The organism is Bradyrhizobium niftali, assembly GCF_004571025.1.
In the GTDB taxonomy this organism is placed as follows: domain Bacteria; phylum Pseudomonadota; class Alphaproteobacteria; order Rhizobiales; family Xanthobacteraceae; genus Bradyrhizobium; species Bradyrhizobium niftali.
In genome coordinates, this window is sequence record NZ_SPQT01000009.1 from 160,765 (window position 1) to 178,378 (window position 17,614).

General features: G+C 64.6%; 16 protein-coding genes and 1 tRNA gene. 7 read left to right on the forward strand and 10 right to left on the reverse strand.

Going from position 1 to position 17,614, the window contains the following annotated elements; translation table 11 throughout:
* Positions 1–377 precede the first annotated feature (377 nt).
* From E4K65_RS18165 to E4K65_RS47320, 3 genes are all read right to left on the reverse strand, one after another.
* Complete coding sequence (locus tag E4K65_RS18165) at positions 378–638, reverse strand: DUF3551 domain-containing protein (RefSeq protein WP_135175331.1); 261 nt, start codon at positions 636–638, stop codon at positions 378–380.
* Positions 639–796: 158 nt separating this feature from the next.
* A complete protein-coding gene (locus E4K65_RS18170; protein WP_135175332.1) occupies positions 797–1,039 on the reverse strand; it encodes a hypothetical protein in 243 nt (80 codons plus the stop codon).
* Positions 1,040–1,165: 126 nt separating this feature from the next.
* Positions 1,166–1,336 carry a hypothetical protein gene (locus E4K65_RS47320; RefSeq protein WP_167770913.1) on the reverse strand — a complete coding sequence of 57 codons (171 nt, stop codon included), beginning with the start codon at positions 1,334–1,336 and terminating at the stop codon, positions 1,166–1,168.
* A 274-nt stretch (positions 1,337–1,610) separates the two neighbouring features.
* Between E4K65_RS47320 and E4K65_RS18175 the strand changes: the two genes are divergently transcribed.
* Positions 1,611–2,279, forward strand: coding sequence for a hypothetical protein (locus tag E4K65_RS18175; protein WP_167770929.1), 669 nt, complete (start codon positions 1,611–1,613; stop codon positions 2,277–2,279).
* Between the two features lie 437 nt (positions 2,280–2,716).
* On the opposite strand, the gene E4K65_RS18180 is transcribed toward E4K65_RS18175, so the two are convergent.
* The 3 genes from E4K65_RS18180 to E4K65_RS18190 form a co-directional block, all read right to left on the reverse strand.
* A tRNA-Lys gene (locus E4K65_RS18180) sits at positions 2,717–2,792 on the reverse strand.
* 326 nt (positions 2,793–3,118) lie between these two features.
* The gene (locus E4K65_RS18185) at positions 3,119–5,788 is read right to left on the reverse strand and encodes a glycosyltransferase (RefSeq protein ID WP_135175333.1); all 2,670 of its coding nucleotides are present in this window, start codon (positions 5,786–5,788) and stop codon (positions 3,119–3,121) included.
* Between the two features lie 218 nt (positions 5,789–6,006).
* A complete protein-coding gene (locus E4K65_RS18190) occupies positions 6,007–6,603 on the reverse strand; it encodes a beta-1-3, beta-1-6-glucan biosynthesis protein (protein ID WP_135175334.1) in 597 nt (198 codons plus the stop codon).
* A gap of 223 nt (positions 6,604–6,826) precedes the next feature.
* On the opposite strand from E4K65_RS18190, the gene E4K65_RS18195 reads away from it, so the two are divergent.
* Positions 6,827–8,491 (forward strand): glycoside hydrolase family 17 protein, encoded by a 1,665-nt coding sequence (locus E4K65_RS18195; RefSeq protein WP_135175335.1) that lies wholly within the window; start codon positions 6,827–6,829, stop codon positions 8,489–8,491.
* Here the strand turns inward: E4K65_RS18195 and E4K65_RS18200 are convergent.
* Together E4K65_RS18200 and E4K65_RS18205 are read right to left on the reverse strand one after the other, a co-directional pair.
* The gene (locus E4K65_RS18200) at positions 8,451–8,831 is read right to left on the reverse strand and encodes a hypothetical protein (protein WP_135175336.1); all 381 of its coding nucleotides are present in this window, start codon (positions 8,829–8,831) and stop codon (positions 8,451–8,453) included. The two genes, E4K65_RS18195 and E4K65_RS18200, sit on opposite strands and share 41 nt — an antisense overlap.
* 156 nt (positions 8,832–8,987) lie before the next feature.
* Positions 8,988–10,370, reverse strand: coding sequence for a hypothetical protein (locus E4K65_RS18205; RefSeq protein WP_135175337.1), 1,383 nt, complete (start codon positions 10,368–10,370; stop codon positions 8,988–8,990).
* A gap of 173 nt (positions 10,371–10,543) precedes the next feature.
* Between E4K65_RS18205 and glmU the strand changes: the two genes are divergently transcribed.
* Both glmU and E4K65_RS18215 read left to right on the forward strand, forming a co-directional pair.
* Positions 10,544–11,899, forward strand: a complete 1,356-nt coding sequence (gene glmU / locus E4K65_RS18210) for a bifunctional UDP-N-acetylglucosamine diphosphorylase/glucosamine-1-phosphate N-acetyltransferase GlmU (protein ID WP_135175338.1) — start codon at positions 10,544–10,546, stop codon at positions 11,897–11,899.
* A gap of 45 nt (positions 11,900–11,944) precedes the next feature.
* Positions 11,945–12,130 carry a hypothetical protein gene (locus tag E4K65_RS18215; protein WP_135175339.1) on the forward strand — a complete coding sequence of 62 codons (186 nt, stop codon included), beginning with the start codon at positions 11,945–11,947 and terminating at the stop codon, positions 12,128–12,130.
* A 9-nt stretch (positions 12,131–12,139) separates the two neighbouring features.
* Here E4K65_RS18215 and E4K65_RS18220 read toward each other — a convergent pair whose 3' ends face one another.
* Together E4K65_RS18220 and E4K65_RS18225 are read right to left on the reverse strand one after the other, a co-directional pair.
* Positions 12,140–12,358, reverse strand: coding sequence for a hypothetical protein (locus E4K65_RS18220; RefSeq protein ID WP_135175340.1), 219 nt, complete (start codon positions 12,356–12,358; stop codon positions 12,140–12,142).
* A gap of 190 nt (positions 12,359–12,548) precedes the next feature.
* On the reverse strand, positions 12,549–13,058 hold the full coding sequence (locus E4K65_RS18225; RefSeq protein ID WP_209312073.1) for a GDSL-type esterase/lipase family protein: 510 nt from the start codon (positions 13,056–13,058) through the stop codon (positions 12,549–12,551).
* A gap of 523 nt (positions 13,059–13,581) precedes the next feature.
* Between E4K65_RS18225 and glmS the strand changes: the two genes are divergently transcribed.
* From glmS to E4K65_RS18240, 3 genes are all read left to right on the forward strand, one after another.
* The gene (glmS, locus tag E4K65_RS18230; RefSeq protein ID WP_135175341.1) at positions 13,582–15,408 is read left to right on the forward strand and encodes a glutamine--fructose-6-phosphate transaminase (isomerizing); all 1,827 of its coding nucleotides are present in this window, start codon (positions 13,582–13,584) and stop codon (positions 15,406–15,408) included.
* A 79-nt stretch (positions 15,409–15,487) separates the two neighbouring features.
* Positions 15,488–16,258: a DUF502 domain-containing protein gene (locus tag E4K65_RS18235; protein ID WP_027542896.1), complete on the forward strand. Its 771-nt coding sequence runs from the start codon at positions 15,488–15,490 to the stop codon at positions 16,256–16,258.
* A gap of 105 nt (positions 16,259–16,363) precedes the next feature.
* Positions 16,364–17,233: an NAD(P)-dependent oxidoreductase gene (locus E4K65_RS18240; RefSeq protein ID WP_167770915.1), complete on the forward strand. Its 870-nt coding sequence runs from the start codon at positions 16,364–16,366 to the stop codon at positions 17,231–17,233.
* The last annotated feature ends 381 nt before the right edge of the window (positions 17,234–17,614 follow it).

Genomic DNA, 17,614 nt, shown 5'->3' on the forward strand with positions numbered 1-17,614 from the left:
AGCACCTCCAGCGGCCCCGGCCTCCCACACCCCGAATGCCCCCATGGCCGGGGCCGTCGTTCATCATCGAAGGCTGGTCTAACCTCGCCGCCGCGCCTGCCGCAAGCGGTGCAGATGCAGCGTGACTCGCAGATGCAGCGTGACTCGATGTCGGACAGTCGCATCTCATCCGGCCAACGATCAGCGTTCACGGCGCCGGAATGGCCGCATCAGGTTGCGGTGACAGTGCACAAAATACGCTGAGCGAGGCCCCAACCCGAATGGCGCCCCACCTGGGCAATTGCGACGAGCGCTACAAGGTCAGGTGCACTGTCACCGTAGTTCATCGAGCGGCAAATTGGACCCGCCGGTTCATGCTGGCGGGCCTGCGATCTCTATCAACGACTACGGGGTGCCTGAGGCTGTTGCACACTTTGCTGCCGGAATAGAAGGCGCCGGTTTTCCGAACATATCACGTTCGACCGGCCCGACGCGGACGCCAGGCATTGCTCTCTCGTCTCATAAGAGCAGTCGCCGGAAGGGCCGAGTTCGCCACCATACACGCACCAGGGGTAATCATACGAGACGGGAGCAGCGGAGCCGGCGACGGCGGCGGTCCCCGTTGCGAGCAAGGCGAATATGACCAGCATCGTGCGCATGATCAAATTTCCTCCGGTCTTCGGAAAACCGCTCCACGCCTTTCGTGCGTCGCTATCCGAAATCTGGCGGTAGCTTTCTCCGGTTCAAGGGAGGAGTGATTCCATCGCCGCTCAAGTTACGGTGACAGTGCACTTCACCGTAACCCAAGTGAAGTCCGTCACTTCAAGGCGTGATCGATCTTGTGCCCCAGATGCCCGGTATCGTGATCGCGGCGCAGCTGGCTCAGCGACGTCTCGTTCAGCTGAAGCAGGACCTCGCTGAGCTGGGTCGCATCGGGATAGCCGGCCGCAAAACCCTTGCCGTAGATCTTGCGCAACGTGCCAACCAGCGTGTTGCCGTGCTTCTTGCTGATCCCGCCATCCTTGTCCCGATGACGGCCATCCAGGCCCGTTTCCTTCATGTCTCTCTCCCGTGCGGCGTCTTCAGCGCCTGGAGAGAGCGTGCTCCCAAATGGGTCGATTGGCAACGGCGCGGCGCGCCGGCGTTGAGCGCCGGTTCGTGCCATCGGGTAGCGAAGGCGGAGTGGCTAGGCGGCCTGCTCCTCAAACGAGGTGTATACGCGGCCGGTCGGATCAACGATCTGGACGTCCCAGCACCCGTCCTCGACGAGCTCTCTGGCCTTCTTGAGGGCGGCCGCGAGTGACAGCCGCTTCAGGCTGACGACGCCTGCCGTGTCGAAACCGTTGATTTCAAACATGCCGCTCCCTCCTGTTTTGCTGAATCTTACACTGTTTGAGGGTGTTGTCTCGCGGCTTTGTGGCGCTTCGATGCCGGTCCTCCATGACCCGTTCCATCGCATGGACCCCGTAATCGGCCGGGGTGGCCGGGCCTGCCAGCCAGCCCTGCCGCTAACGTGGAATTAATCCAAAAAGCCCACAATTTGAGACAGTTGTGTAGATGGGTGCTGCGTAAAGGAGGCGTCGCGAGGACGTTTCGGCGACGGCTTCCTTTTGCTCGCTCATTTGAGGTCGATACACGTGACCACGACATTCGAAGCGCCAGGCCTCGTCGAACAACTCGACCCTGCAGCACTTGCAGCCGCCGCAGCAGCATCCAAGCCCGCAGCCGCGGAAGCTCCAGCACCGATCAAGCAGTCCGGCCGGAAATCGCTCCTGATATTGTCGGTGTGCGCCCTCGCCATCAACGGCTCGGCGGCGATCTATACGTCGCCATCCGATTTTTCGTCGCTGAATATCGGCAGTCTGGCCGAACTGCTTCCGCACCGGGACGCTGCTGCGCCAAAACCGGATCCGGTTGTCGCGGCCTTGAAGGATATCCAGTCGGCCCAGCAGCAACACACAGCGTCACTGCAGGAGAACAGCCAGGCCTTGCAGCAAAATGCGGCTCTGCTGCAGCAGGACTCAATGGTGCTCCTGTCGCTGCGACAGAGCATCACGGACGAACGGGTCGATGTGAGGAAGATATCTTCGCAATTGTCCACGCTGATTGCGAAGGTCGACTCGCTGCAAGGCGCAATGATGTCCGACGTCACGTCCTCGATCCGAAGGGCGAATGCTCGCTATGGACTGTCCGCAGCGATGCGCAAACGGATGGTCCGGCAACCGCAATCCGTTGGGCCTGTTTCGGTGGGTGGAGCTCCGCTGACTACGCCGGCTACGGTTTCAGCTCCGGAAAGCTGAGGATAGGGCCAGGCAAGGCGCTTGGGATGACTGACCTTCCAGCTCACGCTGGCGGGTCTTTTGGTTATGCCAAGCAGGCCATGATGGCGAGCACGACGTCGGCGCCCAGGTCGCCTGAGTACATCGTGAAAAGGATGCCAGCTCCAACAACAAGTGCAAAGACTTTGAGAACGATCATTTTGAGATCCCCTCGTGAATGACGGGAGACTGGGCGCGGATTGTTTCCTGAATGCTTCGCGTGACGCGGTAAACGGTTTCATTCACCGAGACGTTATCCGTGAGGGGCTGCCCGGCTCAGGATGGCCGCAACAGGGAACCGCTGCGGCCCGAGCCATTTTCGAGATCAAGCTTGGGGCGCGAACGCCGTTCGAGCGCATGTCGCTAAGTGAGAGTTTGACCGGCCGGCCATCGGCTTCAGTGCGGGTGGGATGTCGGCTTGGTGAGCGCGCTGGGGCTCGAACCCAGGACCCCGTGATTAAAAGTCACGTGCTCTACCGGCTGAGCTACGCGCTCCCATGGCCGCTGATGGCTTCAAGAGATCGCCATCGTCTTCGGACATTCGAGAAGCATGTCTTGCCGCTGCGCTTAAGCTCGCGTCGCGGGGAAAAACCGGCTGTTTCCGGATCATGCTTTCGGCCCGCGCTGTGTAGGGGGATGGGGCGCTGAGGTCAATAGCGCGGGTGGCTGCCGAAACTCTTGGCAGGAGCGGGGATTTGCTCGCTGTGTCCGCAGCTTAAGCCGGAATTTTCATCCCGATTGGCGGCCGCTATCCACGCCGAACAGCGCCGGTGGCTTGTGTGCGCGGAGGTTTCACCCGCGTCGGCAGGCCGTTCGTACCGTCAGTTCGCCTCGCGCCGGACCTCGTTCGGCACGGCTTGCGACGTGCCGGCGGGGGTCGGCAGTGCGACCGGGCGCAGGCCGATCAGCTCGGCGGTGCGGATCGCGCTGTCGCGCCAGAACTGGAACGAGTTGATGCGGCTGAGCTCGAGGATGGCGATCGCGACCGCCGCCAGGAACGGCAGGCTTTGCAGCACCAGCACGCCGGCGAAGATGTAGATCTCGGTGATCTGCCTGAAACTGTTGGAGGCGATCAGCACGCCGGCGCCGATCAGCAGCAGGGCGCCGATCACGGCCTCCCAGAACGCCTGGAACTCGATCGACATCCTGGACAGGCCGCCCTTGGAGGTGCGCGCGAACGCGATGTGCTCGGTGATCAGTCCCTGCGCCACCGCGCGCGACACCGTCCATTGCACGCTCATCGCCGCGATCATCGCGCCCAGCATCTGGCCGGGTTTGATCGCGACGCGCGCGCGGTACATCGACAGGAAATGCGCCAGCGAGACGACGAAGGCGCCGATGATCGGCAGCGTCAAAATCTTGTCGGGGATGGCGATGTCGGCGAAGGCGACGATCGGCACCCAGACGAGGTTGAGCAGCGCCACGACCACGCCGAGGCTTTCGGCGCCCAGCCAGTTCAGCCAGCCGAGGCCATATTCGCGCTTCTGGTCCGGCGTCATCCGGCTCCGGCCGGGCAGGAAGTGGCGCCAGTGCTTCTTCACGATCTGAAGGCCGCCATAGGCCCAGCGGTGACGCTGCTTCTTGAAGGCCTCGTAGGTGTCGGGCAGCAGGCCCTGGCCGTAGCGGTGGTTGGTGTAATGCGTGACCCAGCCGAGTTCCTGGATCGCAAGGCCGAGATCTGAATCCTCGCAGATCGTGTCGCTCGACCAGCCGCCGGCCATGTCCATGGCGGCGCGGCGGATCAGGCACATCGTGCCGTGCACGATGATGGCGTTGGCCTCGTTGCGCTGGACCATGCCGATGTCGAAGAAGCCGGCATATTCGCCGTTCATGATGTAGTGCATGATCGACAGATCGCCGTCGCGATGCTCCTGCGGCGCCTGCACGAGGCCGACGCGCGGGTCGGCGAAAGCCGGCACGAGGTCCTTCAGCCAATCAGGGTCGACGACATAGTCCGCATCGAGGATGCCGATGATCTCGGCATCGACGGCGGTGCGGTCCATCGCGATGCGCAGCGCGCCGGCCTTGAAGCCCTGCACCTTCTCGGCGTTGATGAACTTGAAGCGTTCGCCGAGCGCGCGGCAATGGTCCTGGATCGGCTGCCAGAAGGCGGGATCCGGCGTGTTGTTGATGATGACCACGCATTCGTAGTTCGGGTAGTTCAGCCGCGACAGCGCATCGAGCGTCTGCTTGAGCATCTCGACCGGTTCGAAGTAGGCCGGGATGTGGATCGAGACCTTCGGGTAGTAATTCTCGGGAACGTTCTCGACCGGCTTGCCCTTGGCGAGCAGGCGCTGCGGCGGCCGGCCAAAGGCCACGGCTGCGATCTCGTCGATGCGCGCCATCGCGATCAGCACCAGCGGAACAAGCAGGATCATGCCGAGCGTCAGCGCGAAGGCCGAGCCGAAGATGAAATAGTGCCCGTTCCAGAACGCGAACACGGTGGCGGCCCAGGCACCGACGCCGTTGGCGGTCGCCGACAGCAGGAACGCCTGCTTGGCGGTCGGCTGCTGCAGCCGCAGGATCGGCAGCGACAGGAGCACGCCGACCAGCAGCGCGATCGTCATCAGCTTCCAGTAGTCAGGATTCTCCACCGGGCCGGTCCAGGCGAATTTCGGCTCGCGGCTGGCGTTGAGGATGCCCCAGTACGGACCGACGCCGCCTTCGAAGAACTTCCAGGGCTGATCGATCGCCTCGACGATGTTGTATTCCATGCCGATGGCTTCGGCGCGGCTGACGAAGTTGCGCAAGGTCAGCGCCTGCTGGAACGGGCCGGGGTCGGCGTTGCGCAAATTATAGCCCGCGCTCGGCCAGCCAAACTCGGCGATCACGATGCGCTTGCCCGGGAACAGGTTGCGCAGCAGGTTGTAGCGGTCGACGGCCTGGTCGACTGCCTGGTCCGAGCGGAAGTTTTCCCAGTAGGGCAGCACGTGCGCGGCGATGAAATCGACGTTGGATGCGAGCTCCGGATTATCGCGCCAGATGTTCCAGATCTCGCCGGTGGTCACAGGCACGCGGACCGCGCTCCTGACCCGCTTGATCATCTCGATGAGGTCTTCGACCTTCTGCTCGCCGCGATAGATCACCTCGTTGCCGACGACGACGCCGTTCACGTTGCTGTTCTTGCGGGCAAGCTCGATGGCGGCCTTGATCTCGCGCTCGTTGCGATCCTTGTCCCTGTCGATCCAGGCGCCGACGGTGACCTTGAGGCCGAACTCGGCCGCGATCGGCGGCACCAGTTCCACGCCGCCCGTCGACGAATAGAGGCGGATCGCGCGCGTCATGGTCGACAGCGTCTTCAGGTCGGCGCGGATTTTCTCCACCGTCGGGATGTTGTCGATGTCGGGGTGGGCCGAGCCTTCGAACGGCGCGTAGGAGACGCTGGGGAGCAGCCCCCTGAAGTCGGGCGCAGGTTCCCTGTCGCGCAAGACTCCCCAGATGCCCGCGTGGAGCACTGACACGAGCAACAGAACGGCGGCGACAACGCGCATCGCGGCTAAACCAAAAGGGGCTGAGGTGGCAGGGCAGCGGATCCGACCCCGAGATCCGACCGAGTCCGCGGCAAATGGAGCATACCTCTGCCGCGCGGTTTCACAACTGTCATGGCCTCATGTCCTTACGAGGGCATGGCCTTTTTCGAAAAACGCGCGGCAGTGCCAATCGTTTCTTTGGCCGATCATTCCTGAACGGAGGCTGAAGCGACCCGCTTCTATTTCTGGGGCGCCGGCGTCGGACTTGCCGCAGGCGAGGGGCTCGCGGCGGGCTGCGGTGCCGGCGCATTGCCTGATGTCGGCGCTGCCGGCTGGGAGGCTTGGGCGGCCGCCTGCTGCGGCTGGGAGGCCGGATTGATCCAGCAGGCATGCACACGGCTGTCCAAGGTCTCGGCGACCTTGGGATCGATCTGGCCGCCGAAGCGGGTCAGGCAGCGGAAGGCGGCCTGGATGTGGCCGCCGGGGCAGCCGAAGCGGTCGTAGAGGTCGAGATGACGGAACGCGGTATCGAGATCGTCCCGCCACATCAGCCGCACCACGCGCCGGCCGAGCCAGACGCATTCGGGGTTGCCGGCCGGGCCGTTGATGACCTGGGCGGCTTCGGCGAACTCGTCGGTGCGGCGCTGGTTCTGGGCGGCGTCCTTGGCGGCAGCGTCGGCGGGCTGGGCGGCGGCCTTGCCCTGATCGGGGGCGGGCGTGCCGCTCTGGGCGGAGGCGCCAGCGAGACCAGCCAGGGCCAGAAGAGAGGTGACGGCCAAGGTGGCGGCGAACTGCCGCAGGACCGCATTTCGTGACTGACGCACCCGTTGCCGCATGAATTCCCCAACTTCTCCGCTGACCGCCCGCGTCAGGTCCCGCGGACGCGCCGGTGATGGCGTCCAAATGGGTCTCCAATGCGGCGGAAAATTCCCGGCGAGTTGCATGACCTGTATTTCGAATTTTGTCCAGCAAAGTCACGATCCTAGGCCTCTGTCGAACGGCCGCAGGTAAATTCCTTGGGGGAGGGAGGGATCCGCTTCGAGCCACCCCCCTTGGCAGATGGCGCGCGAGCAGGTAATCGACGGCGCTTCGCGGAGGACGGAACCGATTTCACTTCGTACGCCACTGGCGCTGCTGCTCGTTTCACTGGGTGCGATTGCTGCCGTGTGGTGGTGGCTGGCCACGCCAATCACGCTCGCGCGCGCCCCGATCGATCCTGCCGACAAGGTTCAGTGCGTCTCCTATGCGCCGTTCCGCGGCGAGCAGTCGCCGCTGGACGCATGGACCCATATCGAGGCCGACCAGATCGAGCAGGACCTGCGCCAGCTCAAGGAGATCACCGACTGCGTCCGCACCTATTCGATGGAGAACGGGCTCGACCAGGTTCCGGCGATCGCCGCCAAGGTCGGCGGGCTCAAGGTGCTCCAGGGCATCTGGCTCTCCAGCAACCGCACCAAGAACTTTGAGCAGGTCGCGCTCGCCGTTCGCCTCACCAAGGAGTTCCCCGACATCATCACCGCGCTCGTCGTCGGCAACGAGGTGCTGCTGCGCGGCGAGATGACGACGGCCGATCTCGTCTCCATCATCCGCTCGGTGAAGCCGCAGGTCCGCGTGCCCATCACCTATGCCGATGTGTGGGAGTACTGGCTGAAGAACCGCGAAGTCTACGACGCGGTCGACTTCGTCACGATCCATATCCTTCCCTATTGGGAGGATTTCCCGGTGAAGGCGAAATTCGCCAGCGCCCATGTCGAGACGATCCGCGAGCGCATGGCGGTGGCGTTTCCCGGCAAGGAGATCCTGATCGGCGAAACCGGCTGGCCGAGCGAGGGCCGCATGCGCGACGGCGCGCTGCCGTCGCGCACCAACCAGGCGCGCGTCGTCTCGGAAATCCTCAGCCTGGCGAAGGCGCAGAAGTTTCGCGTCAATCTGATCGAGTCCTATGACCAGCCGTGGAAGCGCAAGCTGGAAGGCACCGTCGGCGGCTATTGGGGCCTGTTCGACTCGGTGCGGCGGAGCCTGAAATATCCGCCGGGCGAGCCGATCAGCAATTTCCCGTACTGGAAATGGTACATGGGCGCAGGCATGGGCCTCAGTGTGCTGGTATTCGCGGTCGCGCTGATGACGCTGCGCCGGCGGCCCTGGACGCCGCGCTTCTCGGCCTGGCTCGGCGTCGCCATCTCGGCGACGACGGCAGGGAGCCTGCTCGGCGTCGGCGCCGACAAGGTGTTTTACGAGAGCTACGGCATCGGCGGCTGGCTGCTGTGGGGCACACTGCTCGCCGCCGGCATCCTGTCGCCGATCTTCTGCGCGCAGGCGTTGGTGATCGGCCGCAGCCTGCCGACCTTCCTCGACCTGCTCGGCCCGAGCGAGGGACGGAAATGGTCAAAGCTCACCGCCGTGCTCGGCCTGACGCTGGCGGTGGCGGCGGTGATCGCGGCACAGACGGCGCTCGGCTTCGTGTTCGACCCGCGCTACAAGGATTTCCCCTACGCCTCGCTGACGATGGCGGTGGTGCCGTTCGCGATCCTGATGCTAAACCGTCCGCAGATCGGCGTGCGTCCGATCGCGGAATCGGTGTTCGCAGGCGTGCTCGCGCTGTCGGCCGCCTATGTGCTCTTCAACGAAGGCCGCGACAACTGGCAGTCGCTGTGGACCTGCGCGATGTATCTCTTGTTCGCGCTCACGCTGTGGCGGGCGCGGGCCGAGCAAAGCCAAGAATGAGCAGGCCGATCGCCAGGCCGGACAGCACGACATTGTAGAGCACGATGCCGAGACCGGCGGCGATGATTCCGGCGGTGAGCAGCACGATCGACGGCCGCATCAGGTTCAGCGTCGCAACCACCAGCGCGACGATGCCGAACACCGAATTCTTGAACAGCACGGTCGAGACCGAACGCGCCTTGCACATCAGGGTCTGAAGCCCGGCATCGCAGGCGAGCGCGACTTGCGAGAACTCGATCGCGAGATAGCGCACGTAGAGCGCGTAGCCGACGGAGATGAAGCCGACGACGATCAGGAACTGCACCTGGTAGGGCGAGAGGCGGAAGGGCTTTTTTGTCATGGGCGCAATATGGTCGGGATGACGGGAGGGGGCAACAGGGGCGACCCAACTTTTCTGTCCATCGCTCGCAAGCCGTTAGACTGGCAGTGCAGTCAGGACATTTGGCTCGCGCGCCATCTTTGTGGCTCAACCGATCCAATCGGCACGCACCATTCCCTACCGCCTGAAGAACGACGACAACGTCGATCCCGCCGACGCCGTCTCCGGCTTGGCCGGCGCTGCCGGCGGCTGTGCGGCAGGTGCAGGCGCGGGCTCCTCGCGCTTTGATGAGCGCTTCGAGGAATAGCTGCGGCGGCGCTTGTCCGGCTTGGCGGTGGGGGCGGGCGCAGGTGCAGTCTCGGCTTGCGGCGCGGCGTCCGGGTTCTTCTCGGCGTTCTTTTCCTGAACCCTGTCCTGGGACTTTTCTTGTCCCTTCTCCGACCCTCCGCGCATCGACAGCCGCTGGCCGTCGAACACGGTGGTCTCGCAGTGACGGTCGTTCTCGGCGAGGCCCGCGCAGAGCTTTGCGGCGGCGGCGGCGTTGATCAGCGGGCCGGCACCCAGGCGGAGCTGCATGCCAAGGCCGGTGGTGCCTTCCTTGATCATGATGATCGGCCGCAGCGCTGCGATCTCGGGATTGGATTTGGTCACGCCGCGCCAGAGCGCGCGCAGGCCGTCGATCGAGTTGGCGCCGCCGAGATCGATCGCGAAGCGCGTCTGCTGAACCGCGATCGCGGGAGCCTCGCTTTCGGTTGCCTCCGAAGGCTTGGCCGATGCGGCTGCGACTTCGGTCGGGGCGGGCGCCGGCTCGGTCTTCTTCTCGGCGGTCTTCTCGGTTGTCTTCTCAGCCGTCTCGGGTTGAACCAGTTTCGACGCGGCGGGATCAGGCGGCGCCATGATCGATTTGGAGGGCACCAGCGGAAGCATCGGCAGCGCCGATGTCGTCGCCGGCGACTGCTGCACGAGGGAGGCCGCGGCCGCGCTCTGCGACGGTGGGCTCGACGGCTCCTTTGCGGCGTCCTTCGCAGTGTCCTTTGTCGGCTCCTTCGCCTGGTCCTTGGCGGCTGCCGCGCGCGGCTTGTCGCTGGATGGCACCGGCATCGAGGCGACCGGCGCGACGCTGGGCGCCGCAGGCGGTGCGTCAGGCGCCGGCGTGTCCTGCGGCTTTGCGCTCTGCCTGGCGATGGCGCCAGTGACGGAATCGAGCCCTTTCTCCAGCACGGTGACGCGCGAATAGAGCCGGTCGCGATCGGCATTCAGCGTCTCGACGGCGGCGGCGAGGCGGCGGGCCTCGTTCTGGCTTTCCCTGGTCAGCAACTGAAGCCGGTCGGCCTGGCGCGCGAGATCGGCGGACGCGACCTGGTCGCGCCGCCAGCCGAGCTGAGCCTGGTTGGCCATCACCGCGATGACGACGGCGCCGACGGCCGCAACGCCCCAGGAGCCCAGCCGCCACATCATGCCGCGGTCGAACGTGCTTTCCTCGGCCAAAAGTCCAGAGAACAGCCCGCCAGTCTCCTTGGTGCCGAAGGCATCCGCCAGTGGGTCGGAATCCTTTGCCATGAACGTTAAGTGCCCAGCCCTGTCCGGCTTCCCCGAATCAATCAGGGAACATTAACAGGAAAAGCACCTCGCACTTGAATTCCGGGCGTTTGCGGGGGTAGCAAGGCAGGCAACATGAGGGCGGCCTGCCGCCTGCCGCGCCAGTTGATTCGGCCGTATCTGACAGGATTGCGATGACCGCCCGCTCCAGCCTCACGATCGTGCTCGCCGCTGGCGAAGGCACGCGCATGCGCTCACGCCTGCCGAAAGTGCTGCATCCCGTCGCCCACCAGACACTGCTCGCCCATGTGCTCGCCGCCGCCCCCAAGGGAACCGGCATCGCGCTCGCCGTCGTGGTTGGCCCGGATCATCAGGCGGTGGCCGATGAGGCGAGGCGCATCCGCCCCGATGCGCTCACCTTCGTGCAAGCCGAACGGCTCGGCACCGCGCATGCGGTGCTGGCAGCGCGCGAGGCGATCGCGCGCGGCGTGGACGATCTGCTGATCGCCTTCGGCGACACGCCGCTGATCTCGGCCGAGACCTTCGCGCGGCTGCGCGCGCCGCTGGCCAACGGCGCCGCGATCGCCGCGCTCGGCTTCCGCGCCGCCGACCCCACCGGCTATGGCCGCTTCATCGTCGAGGGCGACCGCCTGGTCGCGATCCGCGAGCAGGCCGATGCCAGCGCGGACGAGCGCAAGATCGATCTGTGCAATGCCGGCGTGATGGCGATCGACGGACGCCGCGCGCTCGCGATCCTCGACAAAATCGGCAATGCGAATTCCAAGGGCGAATATTATCTGACGGATGCGGTCGAGATCGTCCGCGAACAGGGATGGGAGTCCGTGGTGATCGAGACCAGCGAGGACGAGGTGCGCGGCATCAACACCAAGGCGCAGCTCGCGGAAGCCGAAGGCGTGATGCAGGCGCGGCTGCGCAAGACGGCGATGGAAGCCGGCGTGACACTGATCGCGCCCGAGACGGTTTATCTGTCCGCCGACACCGTGTTCGGCAAGGACGTCACCATCGAGCCGTTCGTGGTGATCGGCCCCGGCGTCTCGATCGCCGACGGCACGGTGATCCATTCCTTCTCGCACATCGTCGAGACCACGCTCGGCAGGAACGTCTCGATCGGACCCTATGCGCGGCTGCGCCCCGGTACCTCGCTCGGCGACGGTGCGCGGATCGGCAATTTCGTGGAGACCAAGGCGGCGACGCTGGAGGCCGGCGTCAAGGTCAACCATCTCTCCTACATTGGCGATGCCACCGTCGGCGCCAATTCCAACATCGGCGCCGGCACCATCACCTGCAACTACGACGGCTTCAAGAAGCACAAGACGGTGATCGGGCAGGGCGCCTTCGTCGGCACCAACTCCTCGCTGGTGGCACCGGTGAAAATCGGCAACGGCGCCTATATCGGCTCCGGCTCGGTGATCACGCGCGACGTGCCCGACGATGCGATGGCGCTCGAGCGCAACCAGCAGACCATCAGGGAAGGCGGCGCGGCGCGCTATCGCGAGATGAAGATGCGCGGAAAGAAGCCGGAGAAGTGAGCGGCCGAGTGCCGATCCCCGATCGGTGTTGTTAGGGCTGCGCTCATGGACGACGACTTCATCGACGAAACGATCTCATTCCTCGTCAAGCGCGTCATCATGCCACCGGGACGATGGGTACTGGAACAGGTCGGCGAGCCTCGCCCAGCCGAGGTCGCATCGCTGGTCACCGGACTGGCGTTCTGGGCGTTCGTCGTTTTCCTCGTGTTTGCCCTGGTGCTGAGGTGGTGAGGCGCGTCGCTATTCGTCGTCGGCGAATTCGGAGAAGATGGCGCGGGTCAGGCGCCAGCCGCGCGGCTTGGCGCGCTTGACCGGTTCGCCTTCCGGATGCTTGACGAAGACGGGCTTGCTTTCCTTGCCGCGCTGGGGCGGCGGCCAATGCGCAAGGTGCGTGCCCGAGGTCTCGCTGGCACGCAGATATTTCGACGAGAGACCCTTGCGGTCGGACGAGCCTTTCATGGCCTTGTTCTCCAGACCGGGAATCGTTGGCCAAATATGTTGACGCGGAGTTAATATGCAGGGTTAAAGGCCCGCGAATCCTTGGTCTGAGGCCGCAGGCGTTCGCCGCGCGATGCTGTCGTAATCCGCGCGAATTCGGCCACGGGCCGGAACTCACAAAGTGCAGCACCGGTTGCTGGCGTTGCGCGCGCTATCTCACCATTCCGGCTAAGATGGTCGCGACCTTCTGGTTCCCCGCGGCGTTCAAGTGAACGCCGTCGGGAGCCTTCATTCCGGGTTGTCCGCGTACCGAGAGGTAGATCCCCATCGCATCGACGATCTTGATGCCCCGCGCCCTTAGCTGGCTCTTGATGGCAGCGAGATTTGCCGCAGACTGTGCTGCACTCATATTACGCCGTTGATCATTGAACGCGTTGTCAGCCAGGATAACGATCTTGGTTCCCGGCGGGACGGCGCTCGGTACCCGTGCAAGCGTTAGATCGGTGGTTTCAGCGTAGACTCCGGCGTTTATAACGTGGCTCTGCGAGCCCCTTGCACGCAACAAGCCCTCTAATACGGCCGGCCACATTTCAGACTCGGCCACAACACCACGAACTGCGCTGTGGCCAAGCGCCACGATCTGCGCTGATGCAAAATTTGTTGAAATAAGAACGATGCCGGCGACCGCCAGCAAAAACAGCCGAGCCTTCGCGGAGTTCATGTAGTCTCGCCTCCTTAAGTAATGAATATGGACAACGCGGTTTCGACCGCCTCGCCGATCGCAAAATGACGACCTATTCCGCAGCTAAGACGTTTAGCTTACCGGCTGGCACAGCCAATGCTAGGGACGAAAATGGCCATCCCGCAGGCTACATTGCCGCAGTCGGGGTCATCTGCTGACATCGCCGGCCGCGCGCGGATGGCCGTGCACGGTGGTCCCGCCGCAGCGCGCGGGTCAGTCATCGCCCGCCCAATGGCCCGCCGGATCGCGTAGGGCGGCCCGTAATGCGTTGATCCCGACACCGCGCGCGGCCGGCGGGGAGCGTCGGACGTCAGTGGGGCCGGAGAAAGTGGGTTTGGGAAAAATTTACTGCTATACCCCGGAAGAGGCTGGGAGGCGTTTGATCGTATTGCACTGTAGCAACTCGCAATAATTATTGAGTATCTGGTTCCTTAGGAACTTCGCTAAAAACCGAGCGCGTCGTTTTGGCGATTTTTCGACGATTTGGGGGATATTGATCCGCATGTGCGGGATTGTCGGCATTCTCGGGCGCGAGCCGGTTGCAGAGCAATTGGTGGATTCGCTCAAACGTCTTGAATATCGCGGCTACGATTCCGCGGGCGTCGCCACGCTCGAGGGCAAGCATCTCGAGCGCCGCCGCGCCGAGGGCAAGCTGAAGAATCTGGAGAAGCGGCTGGAGGCCGAGCCGCTCAAGGGTACGACCGGCATCGGTCACACCCGCTGGGCCACCCACGGCAAGCCGACCATCAACAACGCCCATCCGCACGCGACCGAGCGCGTCGCCGTGGTCCACAACGGCATCATCGAGAATTTCCGCGAGCTGCGCGAGGAGCTCGAGAAGAAGGGCACGGTGTTCCACACCGAGACCGACACCGAGATCGTGCTGCATCTCGTCGACGACCTGCTCACGCGCGGCAACAAGCCGGTCGAGGCGGTGAAGCTGGCGCTGACGCGGCTGCGCGGCGCTTTCGCACTCGGCTTCATCTTCGCCGGCGATGACGATCTGATGATCGGCGCGCGTAACGGCCCGCCGCTCGCGATCGGCTATGGCGACGGCGAGATGTATCTCGGCTCCGACGCCATTGCGCTCGGCCCGTTCACCGACACGATCAGCTATCTCGAGGACGGCGACTGGGTCGTGCTGACGCGCAAGAGCGCCACGATCTTCGACAAGGACGGCCATGCCGTCCAGCGCGACAAGATCAAGCACGCCGCAGCGACTTCGCTGGTCGACAAGGCCAATTACCGCCACTTCATGGCCAAGGAGATCCACGAGCAGCCGGAAGTGGTCGGCCACACGCTGGCGCGCTATGTCGACATGGCGACCGAACGCGTCGCGCTGCCGGTCAAGCTGCCGTTCGACTTCAAGAACATCCAGCGCATCAACATCACCGCCTGCGGCACCGCGAGCTATGCCGGCTTCGTCGCCAAATACTGGTTCGAGCGTTTCGCGCGCGTGCCGGTCGAGGTCGATGTCGCCTCCGAATTCCGCTACCGCGAGGCGCCCTTGCGCAAGGGCGATCTCGCCATCTTCATCTCGCAATCGGGCGAGACCGCCGACACGCTGGCGGCGTTGCGCTATGCCAAGGCCGAGGGTGTGCACACGGTGGCCGTGGTCAACGTGCCGACCTCGACGATCGCGCGCGAGAGCGAGACCGTGCTGCAGACGCTGGCCGGCCCCGAGATCGGCGTTGCCTCGACCAAGGCCTTCACCTGCCAGCTGATGGTGCTCGCGAACCTCGCGATCGCGGCCGGCAAGGCCCGCGGCGAATTGTCCGACGAGGACGAGACCAAGCTCGTCCACGGCCTCGTCGAGATTCCGCGCCTGATGTCGGATGCGCTCACCACCGAGCTCCAGATCGAGAAGCTGGCGCGCGAGATCGCGAAATCGCGCGATGTGCTCTATCTCGGCCGCGGCACCAGCTTCCCGCTCGCGCTCGAAGGCGCGCTGAAGCTGAAGGAGATCTCCTACATCCACGCCGAGGGCTACGCCGCCGGCGAGTTGAAGCACGGCCCGATCGCGCTGATCGACGAGACCATGCCGGTCGTCGTCATCGCACCCTACGACCGGGTGTTCGAGAAGACGGTGTCGAACATGCAGGAGGTCGCCGCCCGCGGCGGCAGGATCATCCTGATGACCGACGCCAAGGGCGCGGCGGAGGCGACCGTCGATTCGCTCGTCACCATCGTCATGCCCGACATGGCGGCGGCGTTCACGCCGATGGTCTATGCCGTCCCGGTGCAGCTGCTCGCCTATCATACGGCTGTCATCATGGGCACCGACGTCGACCAGCCGCGCAACCTCGCAAAATCGGTGACCGTGGAATAGGCAGAACGGATCAGGCCGCGCTCTTCCAAAACCTGCTAGAAAACCCTAGCTTGAGTGTAGCGACCGACCTGGAACCCGAATGACCCCCCGCGACGACGCGCCTGCGCCGCTTGATCCCATCCCGGAACCGCATACCGGCCTGATTGGCCGCTTCCGCAACTATTTCCTGACCGGCCTCGTGGTGACGGGGCCGATTGCGATCACATTCTATCTGGTCTGGTGGTTCGTCACCTGGGTCGACGGCGTGGTGCGGCCGTTCGTGCCGCTGGCCTACCGGCCGGAAACCTACCTGCCGTATGTCGTTCCCGGCTGGGGACTGATTGTCGCATTCTTCACGCTGACGCTCGTCGGATTCCTCGCAGCCAATCTGATCGGCCGGACGCTGGTCGATATCGGCGAGACCTTCCTCGGCCGGATCCCGGCGGTGCGCGCCATCTACCGCGGCCTGAAGCAGGTGTTCGAGACGCTGTTCTCGGGCAAGGGCTCGAGCTTCCGAAAGGTCGGCCTGGTCGAGTTTCCCTCGCCGGGCATGTGGTCGATCGTGCTGATCTCGCAGTCGCCGAATGAAGAGGTCGCGCGCAGCCTGCCGGGGCAGGAGGAGCACGTCTCGGTATTCCTGCCTTGCTCGCCGAACCCGACCACGGGCTTCTTCTTCTACGTGCCCAAGAGCAAGATCGTCGAGGTCGACATGAGCACCGAGGATGCCGCGACGCTGATCATGTCGGCCGGCGTGGTGCAGCCGGGCTCGGCGCCCGACCCGAAGAAGGCCGCGGCGCTCGCGGGCATGGCGAATGCCGCGCGCATCGCCAATGCGTCGGCACTCCAGCCCCAGCCTGCGAAGGTGGAGTAGGGCCATTCCCGTGCGGGATGGCCGCGTTCACGCAGGGCTTCGCATCCTCTGCTATTCTTCGGGTTGAACCGAGCGCCTTGCTCGGTGCTCGACCTGGAGTGCACGATGTCCAAGACGACGTCCAAGACCATTGCGATCCTCGCGCCCGGCGCCATGGGCAGCGCCGTGGCCCGCCGCCTCAACGAAAACGGCGCGCGCGTGCTGACGTCGTTGAAGGGGCGGAGCGAGGCGACGCAAAAACGCGCGGCGGATGCCGGCATGATCGGCGCGGACGACGAGGCGATCGCCGAGGCCGACATCATCCTCTCGATCGTGCCGCCGGGCGAGGCCGTCGCACTCGCCGAACGCCTGGCCGCGCTCATCGTCCGGCGCGCGAAGAAGCCCGTCGTGGTCGATTGCAACGCCGTCAATGTCGACACCGTGCGCAGGATCGAGGAGATCATCGGTTCGGCGCAGGCGCCGTTCGTCGATGCCGGGATCATCGGCTTCCCACCGCAGCCCGGCGGCAAGAGCCCGGCCTTCTACATGTCCGGCGAGCACGCCGGGGATGTCGCCGTGCTGAAGGACCTCGGCCTCGACGTGCGGATCGTCGAAGGCCCGGTCGGCGCGGCGTCGGCCTTGAAGATGTCCTACGCCGGCATCGTCAAGGGCCTCGCCGGCATCGGCTCGGCCATGGTGATCGCGGCAACCAAAGCAGGCGCTGCGGACGCGCTGCGCGACGAGCTCGCGCTGAGCCAGCCCGCGGTCCTGGCGCGGCTCGAAGTCGCGCTGCCGGACATGATCCCGAAGGCCTATCGCTGGGTCGCGGAGATGCGGGAGATTTCCGGCTTCCTCGGCGCCGATCATCCGGCCAGCCAGATCTACGAGGGTTTTGCGCGCTGGTTCGAGCATCTCGCCGAGGACGCAAAGGGCGAGGCGGCGGATGCGTCGCTGATGAAGGCATTTGCCGCGAGCATCGCGCAGAAGAAGGCCTAGTCGTCCGGCCTCACCTCGTAGACTTGCCATCCACTGGCACGGAATCCAGAAACTCTTGGATGTCCCGGTCGCGTTTCAGGCGCACAACCGGGACGTCCGCGCATGGCAGGAAGGATGCATGAAGTCGGCCGCGGCGAAAGGATAAGTCTTCTGAAACGGCTCTATCCACGTCGTCATTGCGAGCGCAGCGAAGCAATCCAGAGTCCCCTCCGCCGAAAGATTCTGGATTGCTTCGCTGCGCTCGCAATGACGAGGAGGAGACGGCGTGCGCTCGTCTGCCACCACCCGGACTTGAATCGCGATGGCCTGGATGGTCGGCTGTGCGCTGCTCAGCTATGTGGTTGCGCCGTTTGGCATGTGGAGACATCAGCGCGCTCAGAT

Excerpts from the sequence above, each read along its gene's own strand:
- E4K65_RS18165 (WP_135175331.1), bottom strand. The coding sequence starts at position 638 with ATGCGCACGATGCTGGTCATATTCGCCTTGCTCGCAACGGGGACCGCC.
- E4K65_RS18170 (WP_135175332.1), bottom strand. The coding sequence starts at position 1,039 with ATGAAGGAAACGGGCCTGGATGGCCGTCATCGGGACAAGGATGGCGGG.
- E4K65_RS47320 (WP_167770913.1), bottom strand. The coding sequence starts at position 1,336 with ATGTTTGAAATCAACGGTTTCGACACGGCAGGCGTCGTCAGCCTGAAG.
- E4K65_RS18185 (WP_135175333.1), bottom strand. The coding sequence starts at position 5,788 with ATGCGCGTTGTCGCCGCCGTTCTGTTGCTCGTGTCAGTGCTCCACGCG.
- E4K65_RS18190 (WP_135175334.1), bottom strand. The coding sequence starts at position 6,603 with ATGCGGCAACGGGTGCGTCAGTCACGAAATGCGGTCCTGCGGCAGTTC.
- E4K65_RS18195 (WP_135175335.1), top strand. The coding sequence starts at position 6,827 with ATGGCGCGCGAGCAGGTAATCGACGGCGCTTCGCGGAGGACGGAACCG.
- E4K65_RS18200 (WP_135175336.1), bottom strand. The coding sequence starts at position 8,831 with ATGACAAAAAAGCCCTTCCGCCTCTCGCCCTACCAGGTGCAGTTCCTG.
- E4K65_RS18205 (WP_135175337.1), bottom strand. The coding sequence starts at position 10,370 with ATGGCAAAGGATTCCGACCCACTGGCGGATGCCTTCGGCACCAAGGAG.
- glmU (WP_135175338.1), top strand. The coding sequence starts at position 10,544 with ATGACCGCCCGCTCCAGCCTCACGATCGTGCTCGCCGCTGGCGAAGGC.
- E4K65_RS18215 (WP_135175339.1), top strand. The coding sequence starts at position 11,945 with ATGGACGACGACTTCATCGACGAAACGATCTCATTCCTCGTCAAGCGC.
- E4K65_RS18220 (WP_135175340.1), bottom strand. The coding sequence starts at position 12,358 with ATGAAAGGCTCGTCCGACCGCAAGGGTCTCTCGTCGAAATATCTGCGT.
- E4K65_RS18225 (WP_209312073.1), bottom strand. The coding sequence starts at position 13,058 with ATGAACTCCGCGAAGGCTCGGCTGTTTTTGCTGGCGGTCGCCGGCATC.
- glmS (WP_135175341.1), top strand. The coding sequence starts at position 13,582 with ATGTGCGGGATTGTCGGCATTCTCGGGCGCGAGCCGGTTGCAGAGCAA.
- E4K65_RS18235 (WP_027542896.1), top strand. The coding sequence starts at position 15,488 with ATGACCCCCCGCGACGACGCGCCTGCGCCGCTTGATCCCATCCCGGAA.
- E4K65_RS18240 (WP_167770915.1), top strand. The coding sequence starts at position 16,364 with ATGTCCAAGACGACGTCCAAGACCATTGCGATCCTCGCGCCCGGCGCC.